Below are 17,130 nucleotides of genomic sequence, written 5' to 3'. Positions count from 1 at the left end.
ACACCTTACATTAAATTAAGTAGTAAACAAACATGATAGCAAAGGTCGCTCCGCTTAATAGCAGCGTGCTTCCGAACGTAATTGTTAATCCTTGTTTCTGAATGGTATTGGCAATTAAACCTGGCACGATAATGCCGATTCCTCGAAATTCTGCGATTTCAAATGGTACAATCGGGTATAGAAAATCAAAGGCAATTTTCAGGACGATCCCTGTGATCAGCATGGCAGCGAATTTTCTGCGTCCATACAAAATCATAAACTTGGATAAACCGAATTTCACAATGACATAGGTGAGCAAACTGACTAATAATACGAGTAAAATAAAGACCGGCTGATTAAACACAAGTCCTAAATAACCCGGTACAACAAGCCCTGCCGGCACAATCCCTGTTTTTTCCGCAAAAATTAAACTGAGTAGTACACCTAAAATTAGTGCAATGTATAAATCTGATCCGAACATGTCTGCATTTCCTCCTAGCTTACGAGCTGCTTAACCTTATATTCGTGGATTTTTTCAATTAACGGCTCTGCGGCACCATGAATGTTGCCGACGCCATATATGACACGGTTGTGCATTCTTTTCTTTAACAATTCCATAATTTCTTCCGTTGATTTGTACTCTAGATCATGCAGTTTGTCTGCAGGAATTTTACCTTCTTCATAAGCTTTGACGATTGGTTCTGTTGTTTCACCGATTAAGATCAGTTCACTTGCTTCAATATAAGGCAATACGTCATTTGCGAATTGCTGTGTCCGATCCACACGGTCTGCGCGGCAGTTCATAATGATGATCGGATCATCGGTCGGATAACCGATTTCTTTTACACGTTTCCATATATTCAAAGTAGAAGAAGCGTCGTTTGCGGCAAACCCATTAACAAAGTGCCCAGGCTCGCTCGGACTGATCAGCGGAAGAATTCTCATTGCTCCCGGATCTGGCGGCGCATTCAGCATTCCTTTAAACGCTGTTTCTTCATCAATGCCGAGTGCTTGAGCCACACCCAATGCGAGAGAAGCGTTATCAGGGAATACCATATATTCAAATTTACGAAGATATTCATCAGTAATTTTCGAGTTATCAGCAATGATGACTTTTGTGTTTCGCTCTTTGGCTTTTTGTTTAAAGAACTCGGTATATTCACTATCTGTAATGACAAGATGGCCATTATAAGGAATAGTAGCGGTAAACGCTTCTGCAATTTCATCAAGCGTCGGCCCCATGACATCCATATGATCTTCCAGCACGTTTACGATGACACCGATATTAGCTTGAAGAAGTTCTTCCTGAAAGATAATTTGATAGTCCGGATTAACGGCCATACATTCACTGACGAGGGCGTTGGCTCCTCTTTCTACCGTTTCTCTCATGACTTCTTTTTGTTCGCCGATATTCGGTCCCTGAGGTTTCCGTTTAATCGGCTTTTCCTCCGGTGTATCCCAATAGATCATTCTTGCATCCGTTCCTGTCGTTTTTCCGACAGTTTTGTAACCGGCTTCTATTAATATTCCGGTTGTCAGCCTTGTCACAGTGGACTTTCCTCGGATGCCGTTAATATTCACTCGAACAGGGAGGGCATCAATGTTTTTCTGATGTCGCCGTTTTTCTAATATTCCGATGACCAGTATGACAGCACAGGCTATAATGAGTAACCACATTGCTTATCGACATCTCCTTCTATATTGTTGTAAATTCATTCATCAGTATATAGAATCACTATGAATTCTCAATCGGCATTATGTAACATAATCTCCCCTAATCTACTGAGCCAAACTTCTCTTTTGAAAGAGATTTTGTACCTACAAAGTGTTCTCTATTTTTGGAAATCGACAGGACTTACATCTTATCGATTTTTTTAATACTAAAAACGAATGCGCTTTCATTTACCAAATGATTTCCTTCTGGACGTTTAGTCACACCTTGAATGTTCAGTTTAATATGCATTTCAAATCAATCTTTTTTCAGGCCCGGTATATCAGGCTTTTGCTGATACAATGCGTGTTTCCGGTTCTTATGAACATAAAATTATTTCTGCCTGTTTCTTAAGGATAAGGTCATAATGTCATCCTTTCTGCACGGAATAGACAATATTAGGCCCATTCCAAATTGACTAATGGCCCCTGCAATAAAAACGGCAAACAAACAGGTCCAGGTTCTCTAACATAATTAAACATTTTCTGGGCGGATAGTCTAATCTGTTTCACCCTATTTACAGGTCTAAACGCATGACTTTGAAACAATTTTAATAAAACTTAATATTCGTTCATGAAATGTTCATCCAGATTTGTGAAGACTTTGTCAAAAAAAGCGTGAATATCTTTAAATTCTCATATTTATACACCATTTACAGTTCGGTTTGCTATATCGCCATGTTTTATTTTTTTCTTATTGCCAATAAAGGAATGTTCATGATAATCTATCTATGTAAACGGTTACACAAATGAGGAGGAGCTGTGTTGGCTACAATTAAAGATGTCGCGGGAGCCGCGGGCGTCTCAGTTGCAACGGTCTCCCGCGTCCTGAATGACAACGGCTATGTCCATGAAGAAACGAGAACACGTGTGATGGCCGCCATGGAGAAGCTGAACTATTATCCGAACGAAGTCGCCAGGTCTCTTTATAAAAGAGAATCCAGGCTGATCGGGCTTTTGCTTCCGGACATTACAAACCCTTTCTTCCCCCAGCTTGCCCGCGGCGTGGAGGATGAATTGAACCGGGAAGGCTATCGGCTTATTTTCGGCAACAGTGACGAGGAATTAAATAAAGAACTTGAATACCTTCAAACCTTTAAACAAAATCATGTCGCAGGTATTATTGCTGCAACAAATTATCCGCATCTTGAGGAATACAGCGGCATTGATCAGCCAGTCGTTTTCCTGGACAGAACGCCTGAAGGCGCTCCTTCTGTATCCAGTGACGGACATACCGGAGGAAAATTAGCAGCGGAAGCAATTGTTCATGGAAAAAGCAAACACATTACGCTCCTGAAGGGCCCTGCTCACCTGCCGACTGCCCAAGACCGCTTTCACGGCGCTTTAGAGGTATTACAGCAGGCGGGTGTTGATTTTCAGATCATCGAGACGGCGTCCTTTTCTTTTAAGGATGCACAGGCACTGGCAAAGGAGCTGTTTGTCTTATATCCTGAGACAGACGGGGTAATTGCCAGTAATGACATTCAAGCAGCGGCTGTTTTGCATGAAGCTTTGCGGCGCGGGAAAAAAGTGCCCGGGGATATTCAAATTATCGGCTACGATGATATTCCCCAAAGCGAGCTGCTGTTTCCGCCGCTGTCAACGATTAAACAGCCGGCATATGACATGGGTAAAGAAGCGGCTAAACTTCTTTTGAGCATCATAAAAAAACAGCCTCTCGCAGAAACGGCGATTCAAATGCCCGTCATGTATATAAGAAGAAACACGACAAGAAAGGAAGAAAACGATGCGTAATATTTGTGTAATTGGAAGCTGTTCTATGGATTTGGTGGTCACCTCAGACAAACGCCCAAACGCGGGCGAAACCGTACTGGGTACTTCATTTCAAACTGTGCCGGGCGGTAAAGGTGCGAATCAGGCTGTTGCCGCCGCCAGACTCGGCGCCAATGTTTTTATGATTGGCAAGGTTGGTGACGATCATTATGGAACAGCCATCATGAATAATTTAAAAGCAAACGGTGTTCGCACCGACTATATGGAACCGGTTACACATAAAGAAAGCGGCACCGCCCACATCGTGCTTGCCGAAGGTGATAACAGTATTGTCGTCGTTAAAGGTGCGAATGATGAGATCACCCCACCTTATGCGATAGACGCTCTTGAAAAGCTTGAAAATATCGATATGGTTCTGATTCAGCAGGAAATCCCGGAAGAAACGGTTGATGAAGTGTGCAGATACTGCCATTCTCACGACATCCCGATCATGCTTAACCCGGCACCGGCCCGCCCGCTGAAGCAGGAAACCATTGACCATGCCACCTATCTTACGCCGAATGAACATGAGGCGGCGATCTTATTTCCGGAGCTGACGGTTTCTGCAGCATTGGCGCTTTATCCGGCGAAGCTCTTTATCACTGAAGGCAAACAAGGCGTGCGCTATTCATCCGGCAGCAAAGAGCGGATCATCCCTTCCTTTCCTGTTGAGCCTGTCGATACAACCGGGGCGGGTGATACGTTTAACGCGGCTCTTGCAGTGGCCATGGCGGAGGGAAAAGATATTGAAGCTGCATTACGGTTCGCAAACCGCGCCGCCTCCCTATCTGTATGTTCTTTCGGCGCTCAAGGCGGAATGCCGTCCAGAAAAGAAGTAGAGGAGCTGCTGTCATGAAAAAACACGGTATACTGAACAGTCATCTTGCCAAGCTATTGGCTGACCTTGGCCATACTGACAAAATTGTTATCGCTGATGCAGGGCTGCCCGTTCCTGACGGCGTGCTGAAAATTGATCTCTCACTGAAGCCGGGTTTCCCGGCTTTCCGGGATGTAACCGCAGTGCTGGCAGATGAAATGGCGGTTGAAAAAGTAATTGTCGCATCCGAAATAAAGGTATCCAATCCAGAAAATGCGAGTTTTATAGAAACCCTTTTTTCTGAAGAGGCAGTTGACTGCCTTCCCCACGAGGAATTTAAGGAGCTGACTAAAGAAGCTAAAGCTATCATACGAACAGGAGAATTCACACCATACGCCAACTGCATCCTGCAGGCGGGTGTGCTTTTCTAGAAAGGAGGACCGATATGCAAATCGAAATGAATGACATTCATAAAGCATTCGGAAAAAACCAGGTGCTTTCAGGTGTGTCCTTTCAGCTCAAGCCCGGCGAAGTTCACGCACTGATGGGAGAAAACGGCGCCGGCAAGTCCACCCTGATGAACATCCTGACTGGTCTGCACAAACTGGACAAAGGACGGATCACCATAAATGGTAACGAGACGTATTTCTCCAATCCGAAGGAAGCTGAGCAGCACGGAATCGCCTTCATCCATCAGGAACTGAATATCTGGCCGGACATGTCCGTACTTGAGAATCTATTTATCGGAAAAGAAATGTCAACGAAATTTGGTATTTTACAAACCAGAAAAATGAAAGCGCTAGCAAAAGAACAATTTGATAAACTATCCGTCTCTCTTTCACTTGATCAAGAAGCAGGTGAATGCTCCGTCGGACAGCAGCAGATGATTGAAATCGCAAAAGCGCTCATGACAAATGCCGAGGTAATCATTATGGATGAACCTACCGCGGCTTTGACTGAACGGGAAATCAGCAAGCTGTTTGACGTCATTACGGCTTTAAAAAAGAACGGTGTTTCCATTGTATACATTTCACATCGAATGGAAGAAATTTTTACGATTTGTGACAGAATCACCATCATGCGTGACGGAAAAACCGTTGATACAACAAACATTTCAGAAACCAATTTTGACGAGGTCGTGAAAAAAATGGTCGGACGTGAGCTGACGGAACGGTATCCTAAACGCGTCCCTTCACTCGGAGACAAAATATTTGAGGTGAAAAACGCCTCCTCAAAAGGAAGCTTTGAAGATATCAGCTTTTATGTCCGTTCCGGTGAAATTGTCGGCGTTTCCGGTTTAATGGGAGCCGGACGAACCGAAATGATGAGAGGACTGTTCGGCATTGACCGGCTCGATTCGGGTGAGATTTGGATTGCAGGAAAAAAGACTGCTATTAAAAATCCGTATGATGCTGTGAAAAAAGGGCTCGGTTTTATTACGGAAAACCGCAAGGATGAAGGACTGCTGCTCGACACATCGATTCGGGAAAATATTGCGCTGCCCAATTTGGCCAGTTTTTCTCCAAAGGGCATCATTGATCACAAGCGGGAAGCAGAGTTTGTAGACCTTCTCATAAAACGCCTGACCATCAAAACGGCTTCACCGGAAACGCACGCGCGCCATTTGTCTGGCGGCAACCAGCAAAAGGTCGTGATTGCCAAATGGATCGGTATCGGCCCAAAAGTGCTCATATTGGATGAGCCGACAAGAGGCGTGGATGTGGGCGCGAAACGGGAAATCTATCCGCTGATGAATGAGCTCACTGAACGCGGTGTCGGCATCATTATGGTGTCATCAGAGCTGCCGGAAATACTCGGGATGAGTGACAGAATCATCGTCGTCCATGAAGGCAGAATCAGCGGAGACATCGAAGCGAGTGAAGCGACACAAGAACGAATTATGACACTTGCCACGGGAGGGCGGTAACATGAAAACGGAACAACTGAAGCAAACAAAACAAAAACAGATTCACTTCGATGGCGTCATGCAGAAGCTCGGCCCGTTTCTAGGTTTATTTATTCTCGTTATGATCGTATCGATTTTAAACCCGAGCTTCCTGGAGCCTTTGAATATTTTAAACCTGCTTCGGCAGGTGGCAATTAACGGATTGATCGCATTCGGGATGACCTTCGTTATTTTAACTGGCGGCATTGATCTTTCTGTCGGGGCTATTCTCGCCCTGTCCAGCGCCTTAGTCGCGGGTATGATTGTATCTGGTGTCGACCCGATTCTCGCCGTCATCATAGGCTGTCTGATCGGCGCTCTTCTAGGGATGATCAACGGACTGTTAATCACAAAAGGGAAAATGGCCCCTTTTATCGCGACGCTTGCGACCATGACTGTCTTCCGCGGACTTACCCTTGTGTATACAGACGGAAACCCGATCACAGGGCTTGGCACTAACTATGCCTTTCAGCTGTTCGGCCGCGGTTATTTCTTAGGAATTCCAGTACCTGCAATTACAATGGTTCTCGCCTTTGTTATCCTATGGGTGCTGCTACACAAAACGCCGTTCGGGCGCCGGACATACGCAATTGGCGGCAATGAAAAAGCGGCACTCATCTCAGGCATAAAAGTCACACGTGTAAAAGTCATGATTTATGCTTTAGCCGGTCTATTATCCGCCCTTGCCGGCGCGATTTTGACTTCCCGTCTCCACTCAGCACAGCCGACAGCTGGAGAATCATATGAACTGGATGCCATCGCGGCGGTAGTCTTAGGCGGAACGAGTCTTTCCGGGGGCCGCGGGCGCATTGTCGGAACGTTAATCGGGGTGCTGATTATCGGCACACTCAATAACGGACTCAACCTGCTTGGCGTCTCATCATTTTATCAGCTGGTTGTTAAAGGGATTGTCATTTTAATCGCGGTATTATTAGACCGCAAAAAGTCAGCATAGGAGGGTTTTACATGAAAAAGGCTGTATCCGTCATTTTGGCGCTGTCACTGTTTGTATTGAGCGCCTGTTCGCTTGAGCCTCCCCAATGGGCGAAGCCGTCAAACTCAGATAATAAAAAGGAATTTACCATCGGCTTGTCGATCTCAACGCTTAACAATCCCTTTTTTGTTTCTTTAAAAAAGGGAATTGAAAAAGAAGCGGAAAAGCGCGGAATGAAGGTCATCATCGTCGATGCACAAAATGATTCCTCCAAGCAGACAAGTGATGTGGAGGACTTAATTCAGCAAGGCGTTGATGCCCTGTTAATCAATCCAACTGATTCTTCGGCTATTTCAACGGCAGTAGAGTCTGCAAATTCGATTGGTGTGCCTGTCGTCTCCATAGACCGGTCAGCTGAACAAGGCAAAGTAGAAACCCTCGTGGCTTCAGACAATGTAAAAGGCGGAGAAATGGCCGCAGAGTTCATCGCAGACAAGCTTGGAAAAGGTGCTAAGGTGGCGGAGCTTGAAGGCGTTCCGGGTGCCTCCGCTACACGGGAACGCGGTTCAGGCTTTCACAAAATCGCAGATCAAAAGCTGGACGTTGTCACAAAACAATCAGCTGACTTTGACCGCACTAAAGGCCTGACTGTCATGGAAAACCTGCTCCAAGGACACCCGGATATCCAAGCGGTTTTCGCTCATAATGATGAAATGGCGCTTGGAGCTCTCGAAGCGATTAACAGCTCCGGCAAAGATATTTTAGTCGTCGGTTTTGACGGAAATAAGGATGCCATTTCTTCGATTAAAGACGGTAAGCTCTCAGCCACTGTCGCTCAGCAGCCTGAATTGATCGGTAAACTGGCAACGGAAGCAGCGGATCAGATTTTACATGGAAAGAAAGTAAAGAAAACAATATCAGCGCCTCTGAAACTGGAAACGAAAAAATAATGCTAAGGATCAGATCTTTATCTGATCCTTTTTTATGTTTAGCAACCGGCCAAAACGTGAAAGGAATAATAGAAATGATTATTTCTCTTATGTGAGGAGAGGAACGCAATGAACAAACCCACGAAAATACTGTCTACACTTGCACTTGCAGCCGGAATAACTGCGGCTTCTGCCGGCGGCGCAAACACAATTCATGCACAACAGCCAGAAACAAACGTAAGCATTGATGATTTATACAGCTATCCGATTGATTCCTACTTGGTTTCAGCAGAGGCTCTGAATGTCAGAACAAAGGCCTCCGCTTCAAGCGCTAAAGCCGACACCCTTCATCTGGGCGACAGCTTAAAGCTCATTTCGTTTTCAAACGCTGATTGGGCAAAGGTTCATTACAAAAACGGAAAGACAGGCTTTGTCTCTACTCATTACATTGTAAAGGCAGCGACAACGGTAAAAACCAAAACAAAGACGAAAGCATATACATCCGCTGAAGGAAAAAGCATCAAGACACTCCCGGCTAACACAAGCGTATCTTTTTTAGGCTGGAGTAAAACAAAAAAAGGCGGCTTTGACTTTGATTGGGTCTATGTAGATTACGGCGGTAAGACAGGTTATATCAAAACAAAGGACCTGCAAATGACAAAATAACCGAAAGGGATTCCGTTTACAGAACGGAATCCCTTTTTTCTTCGCTAATTATGGATTGAATTGTCGCATTCAAAATATTTCTCAGGAAATATTGTCGTATGCCGTGTCGAAATCTATACATGATCAACAGCATTTTTGTTTACGTTAAAGGATGGAGGTGGAAAAATGGATCAATTTGAAGCTGCATATGAATCGTATAAATCCAAACAAACAAATATCGATCAGCCAGTTGATACGTCCGGAAAAGAAGAAATTATCGCGGTCAGAAGAAATGAGGAAGACAATATTATCGCGGTGAAAACGAACACAGGAAGAGAACTGGACTATCCCACTGCGCTATCAGAAGCAAAAGCGGGAAAGATCGCTCACGTTGATGTATTTCATAAATACGGACGTGACATTTTAAGAAGTGAACCAGACGGCATAAAGGATAATAACCTATCTGAATTACCCGATTTTTAATAGAGAAAGCCCTGTCCCATTCCGGACAGGGCGTTTCTTTTTTAAGAAAAAGGCTGCTGGATATAATCAGCTAACCGTTTTGCACTGATCGCAATATCCTCAGCATTGGCGTATTTCACGCCATAAAACACATATGGCGGGAGATATGTCATGCCAATCAGATTGCTTGTCGCCTGAAACGGCTTCAGGAGCTCACTGATCGAATAATGATTCCCTCCGCCCGCCTGATACTTTTCCGCTTCGCTTCCTGTGGAAACAGCCAGCATCAGCTCTTTGCCATGCAGAGCTTTCCCTTCTGACCCGAAGGCCCAGCCGTATGTCAGCACAAGATCCTGCCATTTTTTAAGAAGCGGCGGTGAGCTGTACCAATAAAGCGGGAATTGGAAAACAATCCGATCGTATTGCTCGCATAGCTGCTGCTCTTTGGCAACATCAATGGCTTCATCCGGATATTCCTTATAAAGCTCCCGTACAGTGATATTGTCATGTTTACTTAATTCCTCTGCCCACGCCTTATTGACGACTGAGGTTTCCATTTGAGGATGAACAGCCAAAACCAGTATTTTCAATGAGACCCACACCTTTATCATTTTAATGTTATTTTAACTAAAATCAGGTAAAGTGCCAAATAAAAAGCAAGCCCTGCACATGTGCGGGCTTGCTTTTTTTATTCTGGGCTTCCTTCAGTCGTTTCGATATCTTTGGCGAAATCCGGGTTATCCAGATTGGCATTAAAGAAATCTGGTGTATTTGGAAGTCTGAGATTCATGTTCATTTTTTGAGAAATCGTAACCGTGCAATCCTCAAGCACATAATCAAAGACGTGTCCGCCTGAATTTCGTCCTTCGTCAATGAAGTGCAGGTGATAGCCAGAAACGGCGATTCCGTTCGCATAAGCAGGAGTCAAGAAACCAACGATTGTGCCTCTGATGTTGTCGAAGTTGAAAATCGGCTGTGTTTTAACCGCTTCAATCATTGGCACATATGGTTTTTCTTGCAGTTCTACCGTTCTTGTCTGCACTTTTTTAAACAATCCGTCAATACGGATGGCATAAAATAGGTTTTTACTTGGCAGAATGCTGTTGATTTCTTTTTCAAATTCTTCACGTGTCATTTTCGCATCAATTTTGTGCGTCATATCCGGTGTAAAGAACGTAAATGAGCAAAACGGAGAGCGGTCTCCGCTTTGCACAGGTGTCGCAGTGCCGTCGGAACGAAGACGGTAAAATTCGCCGTCAAATCCAATCAGCTCTCCATCAAGCTTGTTAAAAGTCCCGATACCGAAGTCTCCGTATTTCGGAATATCTGACAGTTCAAAATCGCCGTCATATACTCCGTCTAAAAGAGAAGTCATTGTTGATACTTGATAAATTTGGCTAACGGGCTGTTCTTTTTTGCCGCGGCTCAGCATTTGAATGTTGCTTTCTTGTTTCATATTCCCTTCACTCCTTTAGTAATGTGCTGTTCTTCGAAAACAGTGTCTTGGTGCGCAGAGTGCTAGAGAGCTTTTGTTTTCATCAGTTCTCCAAATTCTTTTGGGAGCTTGTCACTCGCTAAATTAACGTTATCACTGTAGTCAACTGGGACATCAATGATAACAGGGCCTTCAGCATTCATGGCTTGACGCAGAACATCTTCCAGCTGGTCTGGTGATTCGACACGCAAACCGGTTGCCCCGAAGCTTTCCGCATATTTCACGATATCGATGTTTCCGAACTCGACTGCAGATGTACGATTGTATTTTTTCAATTGCTGGAATGCAACCATGTCATATGTGCTGTCGTTCCATACAAGGTGTACAATTGGAGCTTTTAAGCGCACCGCTGTCTCTAACTCCATTGCCGAGAATAAGAAACCGCCGTCACCAGAGACAGAAACGACTTTTTCTCCCGGTTTCACCAATGAAGCACCGATTGCCCACGGAAGCGCAACACCAAGTGTTTGCATACCGTTACTGATCATTAATGTTAACGGCTCATAGCTGCGGAAATAACGGGACATCCAAATCGCGTGTGAACCGATATCGCATGTCACTGTGACGTTATCATCGACTGCATTTCGTAATGCTTTAACGATTTCAAGAGGATGCAGTCTGTCTGATTTCCAATCTGCAGGCACCTGCTCTCCCTCATGCATATATTCTTTTAGATCAGAAAGGATTTTTTGCTCACGTTCCGCAAAATCCACTTTTACAGCATCATGTTCGATATGATCCAAAGTAGATGGGATATCCCCGATCAATTCAAGCTCAGGCTGGTAAGCATGATCAATATCAGCCAGAATCTCATCCAGATGGATAATCGTCCGGTCTCCATTGACATTCCAGAATTTCGGATCGTATTCAATTGGGTCATAGCCGATTGTCAGAACAACATCAGCCTGCTCAAGCAGCAGATCGCCCGGCTGGTTGCGGAATAAACCGATACGGCCGAAATATTGATCCTCTAACTCTCTTGTAAGAGTCCCGGCAGCCTGATATGTTTCTACGAATGGAAGCTGAACCTTTTTCAAAAGCTTGCGAACCGCTTTAATCGCTTCAGGTCTTCCGCCTTTCATTCCGACTAAAACAACAGGAAGTTTTGCTGTTTGGATTTTTGCGATAGCCGCACTGATTGCATCATCTGGTGCAGGGCCAAGTTTTGGCGCTGCCACTGCACGCACGTTTTTGGTGTTTGTGACTTCATTCACAACATCTTGCGGAAAGCTCACAAAAGCGGCCCCAGCCTGACCTGCTGACGCTGCTCTAAATGCATTTGTAACAGCTTCCGGTATGTTTTTTACGTCTTGAACCTCTACACTGTATTTTGTAATCGACTGAAATAACGCCGCATTATCCAATGATTGATGAGTCCGTTTTAAACGATCGGCACGGATAACATTCCCAGCAAGCGCAACGACAGGGTCACCTTCAGTGTTTGCAGTCAGCAGTCCCGTTGCCAGGTTAGAAGCACCCGGTCCTGATGTGACTAAAACGACTCCCGGTTTTCCAGTTAAACGGCCTACAGCCTGCGCCATAAATGCCGCATTTTGTTCATGCCGTGCAACAATGATCTCAGGCCCTTTATCTTGTAAAGCGTCAAATACCGCATCAATTTTTGCACCTGGAATGCCAAATACATGTGTGACACCTTGCTCCACTAAGCAATCAACAACAAGCTCCGCCCCTCTGTTTTTCACAAGGGATTTTTGTTCTTTTGTTGCTTTTGTCAACACCCTCACTCCTTATTATGCATTTTAAACATAAAAATTTAAATAAATCTTGTGATACGTTTCACTATACACTCTTTGGAAATTGACCTCCAATATCAATTCGACTTATGATTAATATGTATTACGAATTATTAACCTAAGAAAGGAATGCATATTGATGGAGCTTCGCCACCTTCAATACTTTATCGCAGTTGCCGAAGAGCTTCATTTCGGGAAAGCTGCGCTTCGGCTGAACATGACACAGCCTCCTCTCAGCCAGCAGATCAAACAGCTGGAGAAAGAAGTCGGGGTGACGCTTCTGAAGAGGACAAAACGATTTGTGGAGCTAACCGCAGCCGGAGAAATATTTTTAAATCACTGCCGCACGGCTTTGATGCAAATTGATCAAGCGATTGAATTGGCACAGCGGACGGCTCGCGGCGAGCACGGCCATCTCGTTATCGGTTTTGTCGGATCAGCTACATATGAATTTCTGCCGCCGATTGTCCGGGAATATCGTAAAAAATTCCCATCAGTAAAAATAGAATTACGTGAAATATCCTCGTTTAGGCAGCAAGAGGAGCTGCTAAAGGGCAACATTGATATTGGTATACTTCATCCTCCTTTACAGCACACAGCATTGCATACTGAAATCGCCCAAAGCAGCCCTTGTGTTTTAGCTTTGCCTAAACAACATCCGTTAACATCTAAGGAAGCCATTACAATTGAAGATTTGAGAGATGAACCGATTATTACTGTAGCCAAGGAAGCATGGCCTACTTTATACGTTGATTTCATCCAATTTTGTGAGCAGGCTGGCTTTAAGCCAAACATTGTACAAGAAGCGACTGAATATCAAATGGTCATTGGATTAGTCAGCGCCGGCATCGGGATTACATTTGTACCTTCCTCAGCTAAAAAATTATTTAACTTGGATGTGACTTATCGAACAATAGATAAAATACAGCTGAATGCCGAATGGGTTATCGCCTATCGCAAAGACAATCAAAATCCGCTTTTGAAGCAATTTATTAATATTTCAAATTGTCAGCAGTTAAGAACTAAAGAGAGTGATGCAAGTACCTGAAATGATACTTGCAAACTCTTTTTTCTTTTGGGATTCTCATGGAATTTTAATTAATATAATATAATCGCTTAGTACAACTTCATATCAGTATACGTATACATACAGTACAAATAGTTGGCAAGGATACTAGTAAGCGTATGACAATCGTTTGATTTTAGAATGATAGTTAGAGAGGTGAAATATATTACACAGTTCACGAGTATATTAACATTGCTCGCTTTTTTCATAACAATGATTTTTATTTTCTGGAGACCGAAAGGATTAAATGAAGCTATCCCCGCGACAATAGGCGCTTTAATGGTGTTATTATGCGGAAGTGTGTCATTGACCGACTTAGGTGAAATAGGATCAAAAGTCACGGGTGCATCGGTCACAATTCTTGCCACTATGATCATGGCCATTGCATTAGAAAGTTTTGGGTTCTTTTATTGGGTGGCTGCAAAGCTGCTCCAACAATCCAGGGGATCAGGCATCAAGCTTTTTTGGTTAACCAATTCACTTTGCTTTTTAATGACCATTTTCCTAAATAATGATGGGAGCGTTTTGATCACAACCCCCATCCTTTTGCTGGTTTTAAAATATTTAGGTTTGAAAAAACATCAAAAAACCCCTTATCTCATAAGCGGCGTTTTAATAGCTACAGCCTCCAGCGCACCGATCGGCGTAAGTAATATTGTAAATTTAATTTCTCTCAAAATGATTGGAATGGATTTATATTTGCACACTGCCATGATGTTTGTCCCTAGTATGATGGGACTCATTTTTATGGCTTGTCTACTGTTTATTTTCTTTTATAAACGTCTTCCTAAAAGCCTGCCGGATATACCGAACCATTTTCAGTCTCTGCGACACAGAAGGTACCATCCCCTTCATTCGCCATCAGCTCCGATACCGGAACGAAATCAAACAAAGATAATGTTATTTGTACTCGCATTTGTTTTTCTCGTCAGAATCAGCTTATTTGCCGCGTCATATACCGGTATCTCCGTTCCTCTTGTCGCTGTCATCGGATCAATTATCCTTTTGGCCTGGAGATGGGTTTATTTCAAAACCTCTCCCAGAGACTTGCTCTTCAAGGCACCTTGGCACATTTTTATTTTTGCTTTTACTATGTATGTCCTCATTTATGGACTGCACAATATAGGATTTACTGAATTAATTGTAAATCATTTCAAACCGATAGTTTCTGGAAGCCTCTCCTACGCTACTTTTGTATCAGGTATCTCTACCTCTGTTTTTTCGAATCTATTCAACAACCATCCGGCTTTAATGATCAGTACTTTTACTTTAACAGAAATGAGCCTGAATCCTTCAACAGCAAAAATCATCTACTTGGCAAATATTATTGGCAGTGATATTGGTTCCTTATTATTACCTATAGGAACATTAGCAACACTTATTTGGATGCATATTTTAAAACAGCATGATGAAAGTATTTCTTGGGGTGAATATTTAAAAACAACCATTTTAATCATTCCGCTGACTGTTCTTTTTACGTTAACATGTTTATATTTTTGGATCAGTTGGTTATTTCTTTAGCAGTGTATGAAATAAAAAACTGCCTTCTGCTATTCGAGGGCAGTTTATTTTCAGTAGAGGCTACGCTAGGGGAGATGCATTGTCTTTAGATGATTTAACTTCCAAATGATTGACTTTCCACTTGCGTTAATCAGCTCAATGATATTATTAGATACATCTTTTAACAGACCGACTTTTTCTGGCACTTCCCCCATATCAAATATAACCAATTGGCCAGTATATTTCTTGATCTGCTCCTCAAAATTACGTACAAGTGAAACACTGGAAGGTACGACAGGCAATTGAGAGTTGTCAAGAGTGTACGGCGTTTGCTCTGTTGAATAAGGGGTAAACCACTTTAAGTGATGCATAGATATGAAAAGTGTTTTAAATACAGGTGAAAAAAATACAATATAATCATTTAAAACACTTGTAACATATCCATGTATCGACCGATCCCCAGTTACATAAACTTCAATAAATTTGCCTTTCACATTGTTTAATGTGTTTCTGTAAGAAAAACTATTATTTTCCGCCTGCATTATTGTATCTTCCGGTTCTCTTAAAATTGGTTTCTCAGTATTAGTATTTATTATTGCTTTGTTCATTTGATGGAGATGCAGCAAGGGAATATAAAGATAATTGCAGCCATTAAATATAACAAAAATATCATGTCCAATATCTATAAGTGTGCCAACAAATCTTGTATCTCCTGAAATGACAACATCAACATCTGTGTCAAGAAATTGATTCAAACCTTTCACCATTCTCCCCCTTTAATTGAATGAAAAAGGGCATCACTTTATTGATGCACCTTCATTATCTATTAAAATTTGCGCTTCCAATGATAGTCTATCGTTTTGACAATCGTTTCATAGCTATAATCTTCCTTTTGGCTTCCGGTGCTATGATAATCTGAAGATCTTGGTGACCAATATGATTTGGATGAACTTTTGGTGTCTGATGAACGATCATATTTTGACGATTGATAATCTGAAGATCTTGATGACCGATATGATTTGGACGAACTTTTGGTGCCTGATGAACGATCATATTTTGATGATTGATAACCTGAAGATCTTGATGACCGATATGATTTGGATGAACTTTTGGTGCCTGATGAACGATCATATTTTGATGATTCATAATCTGAAGATCTTGATGACCGATATGATTTGGATGAACTTTTGGTGCCTGATGAACGATCATATTTTGATGATTCATAATCTGAAGATCTCGGTGACCGTTTATTTGATTTGGACGAACTTGATGAGCTATATGATTTTGAAGAGGTTAACGAGCTACTGTCCCCCTCTTTTTCTTGTTTTTGGTCTATATCATTTTTGCTTTCTTCTTTATCATCATGTTCTTTCTTTTGATCGCCTTTTTTGTAAGAGCCTTTTGGGCCTAAGCTGATGCTCTTGATATGAAAAGGATATATGCGAAGCACTTCTTGATTTTTCACTAAAGTATAATGACCATCCGCATTATCTACGAGGATACCTTCAATTGCTTCTGGTCCTCCTCGATTAATCGAAACCCATTTATGAGTTAAACTCTTAAAAACTTCGTTTAGGTTATCAGCTTCCAAGACACTTGGCGTATGTCCTTCTTTATTTAAAGCGGACTCATGTTTACTTATGCTTTTGATGTGATGAATATTAAAATAAACTACTCCATCCTCATTTGTGTCTAACGCAGCGTAATCATCTCCTAGCCATACCAAACTTCCTTTTTTAGATTCCGGACCTCCTTGATTTAATTGAACGGATTGGTTCATTAATTGTCCGATTAAGCTGTGAAAATCATCAGCGTCAGCCATTTCTGCCGTCTCAATTGTTGTTGTGCTATTATTGGTATCCTCTGTAATACTTTTTACATGATCCAATTGATAATAAATGGTTTTTTTTTCAGTTTGCAAAGCGATATAATCTGATTTTACAGCTACCAATTTTCCTTTTTTAGATTCGGGACCTCCTCGATATACAGTGACAATTTTATCTTGCATTGAATGCAAAAAATGATAATAAGATATATCATGATTTGAATGATTTTTCATTCTCCTCTTGCTCATTCATTACCCTCCTAGTCATTTATACATAGATGATAAATATATTGCAT

General features: G+C 42.5%; 17 protein-coding genes. 10 read left to right on the top strand and 7 right to left on the bottom strand.

The window, feature by feature from the left end; translation table 11 throughout:
- Nucleotides 1-10 precede the first annotated feature (10 nt).
- Entirely contained in the window at nt 11-460 is a 450-nt protein-coding gene (gene pgsC / locus ACQVGS_RS02980; RefSeq protein ID WP_010332116.1) for a poly-gamma-glutamate biosynthesis protein PgsC, read from the bottom strand.
- A gap of 14 nt (nt 461-474) precedes the next feature.
- A complete protein-coding gene (gene pgsB, locus ACQVGS_RS02975) occupies nt 475-1,656 on the bottom strand; it encodes a poly-gamma-glutamate synthase PgsB (RefSeq protein WP_019715925.1) in 1,182 nt (393 codons plus the stop codon).
- A gap of 798 nt (nt 1,657-2,454) precedes the next feature.
- On the opposite strand from pgsB, the gene ACQVGS_RS02970 reads away from it, so the two are divergent.
- From ACQVGS_RS02970 to ACQVGS_RS02935, 8 genes are all read left to right on the top strand, one after another.
- Entirely contained in the window at nt 2,455-3,444 is a 990-nt protein-coding gene (locus ACQVGS_RS02970; RefSeq protein ID WP_103671238.1) for a LacI family DNA-binding transcriptional regulator, read from the top strand.
- Entirely contained in the window at nt 3,437-4,318 is an 882-nt protein-coding gene (gene rbsK, locus ACQVGS_RS02965; protein ID WP_151174573.1) for a ribokinase, read from the top strand. The genes ACQVGS_RS02970 and rbsK overlap by 8 nt, the downstream gene beginning before the upstream one ends.
- On the top strand, nt 4,315-4,710 hold the full coding sequence (gene rbsD, locus ACQVGS_RS02960) for a D-ribose pyranase (protein WP_106019665.1): 396 nt from the start codon (nt 4,315-4,317) through the stop codon (nt 4,708-4,710). Before rbsK ends, rbsD begins: the two co-directional genes overlap by 4 nt.
- A gap of 14 nt (nt 4,711-4,724) precedes the next feature.
- Nucleotides 4,725-6,206, top strand: coding sequence for a sugar ABC transporter ATP-binding protein (locus tag ACQVGS_RS02955; protein ID WP_491830904.1), 1,482 nt, complete (start codon nt 4,725-4,727; stop codon nt 6,204-6,206).
- Nucleotide 6,207: 1 nt separating this feature from the next.
- A complete protein-coding gene (gene rbsC, locus ACQVGS_RS02950; RefSeq protein ID WP_024123073.1) occupies nt 6,208-7,179 on the top strand; it encodes a ribose ABC transporter permease RbsC in 972 nt (323 codons plus the stop codon).
- An 11-nt stretch (nt 7,180-7,190) separates the two neighbouring features.
- Complete coding sequence (rbsB, locus tag ACQVGS_RS02945; RefSeq protein WP_254517905.1) at nt 7,191-8,108, top strand: ribose ABC transporter substrate-binding protein RbsB; 918 nt, start codon at nt 7,191-7,193, stop codon at nt 8,106-8,108.
- Nucleotides 8,109-8,216: 108 nt separating this feature from the next.
- Complete coding sequence (locus ACQVGS_RS02940) at nt 8,217-8,753, top strand: SH3 domain-containing protein (protein ID WP_101861392.1); 537 nt, start codon at nt 8,217-8,219, stop codon at nt 8,751-8,753.
- A gap of 165 nt (nt 8,754-8,918) precedes the next feature.
- Nucleotides 8,919-9,215, top strand: a complete 297-nt coding sequence (locus tag ACQVGS_RS02935; protein ID WP_024123076.1) for a DUF3892 domain-containing protein — start codon at nt 8,919-8,921, stop codon at nt 9,213-9,215.
- A gap of 41 nt (nt 9,216-9,256) precedes the next feature.
- Here ACQVGS_RS02935 and ACQVGS_RS02930 read toward each other — a convergent pair whose 3' ends face one another.
- The 3 genes from ACQVGS_RS02930 to alsS all read right to left on the bottom strand — a co-directional run bounded on the left by ACQVGS_RS02930 (nt 9,257) and on the right by alsS (nt 12,425).
- Nucleotides 9,257-9,784, bottom strand: coding sequence for an NAD(P)H-dependent oxidoreductase (locus ACQVGS_RS02930; protein ID WP_044159591.1), 528 nt, complete (start codon nt 9,782-9,784; stop codon nt 9,257-9,259).
- A gap of 98 nt (nt 9,785-9,882) precedes the next feature.
- Entirely contained in the window at nt 9,883-10,650 is a 768-nt protein-coding gene (budA, locus tag ACQVGS_RS02925) for an acetolactate decarboxylase (protein WP_024123078.1), read from the bottom strand.
- A 62-nt stretch (nt 10,651-10,712) separates the two neighbouring features.
- Nucleotides 10,713-12,425, bottom strand: coding sequence for an acetolactate synthase AlsS (gene alsS / locus ACQVGS_RS02920; RefSeq protein WP_024123079.1), 1,713 nt, complete (start codon nt 12,423-12,425; stop codon nt 10,713-10,715).
- A 157-nt stretch (nt 12,426-12,582) separates the two neighbouring features.
- On the opposite strand from alsS, the gene alsR reads away from it, so the two are divergent.
- Nucleotides 12,583-13,491: an acetoin biosynthesis transcriptional regulator AlsR gene (alsR, locus tag ACQVGS_RS02915; RefSeq protein WP_059292399.1), complete on the top strand. Its 909-nt coding sequence runs from the start codon at nt 12,583-12,585 to the stop codon at nt 13,489-13,491.
- Between the two features lie 210 nt (nt 13,492-13,701).
- On the top strand, nt 13,702-15,030 hold the full coding sequence (locus tag ACQVGS_RS02910) for an arsenic transporter (RefSeq protein ID WP_106019668.1): 1,329 nt from the start codon (nt 13,702-13,704) through the stop codon (nt 15,028-15,030).
- A gap of 65 nt (nt 15,031-15,095) precedes the next feature.
- On the opposite strand, the gene ACQVGS_RS02905 is transcribed toward ACQVGS_RS02910, so the two are convergent.
- A complete protein-coding gene (locus ACQVGS_RS02905; RefSeq protein WP_257987456.1) occupies nt 15,096-15,773 on the bottom strand; it encodes a DUF2642 domain-containing protein in 678 nt (225 codons plus the stop codon).
- A gap of 62 nt (nt 15,774-15,835) precedes the next feature.
- Nucleotides 15,836-17,083 (bottom strand): spore coat protein CotH, encoded by a 1,248-nt coding sequence (locus ACQVGS_RS02900; RefSeq protein ID WP_474393418.1) that lies wholly within the window; start codon nt 17,081-17,083, stop codon nt 15,836-15,838.
- Nucleotides 17,084-17,130 lie beyond the last annotated feature (47 nt).

It is taken from the genome of Bacillus sp. SD127 (assembly GCF_058566445.1).
The sequence above is the reverse complement of the archived record's forward strand: the minus strand, read 5'-3'. Positions and strand labels throughout refer to the sequence as shown.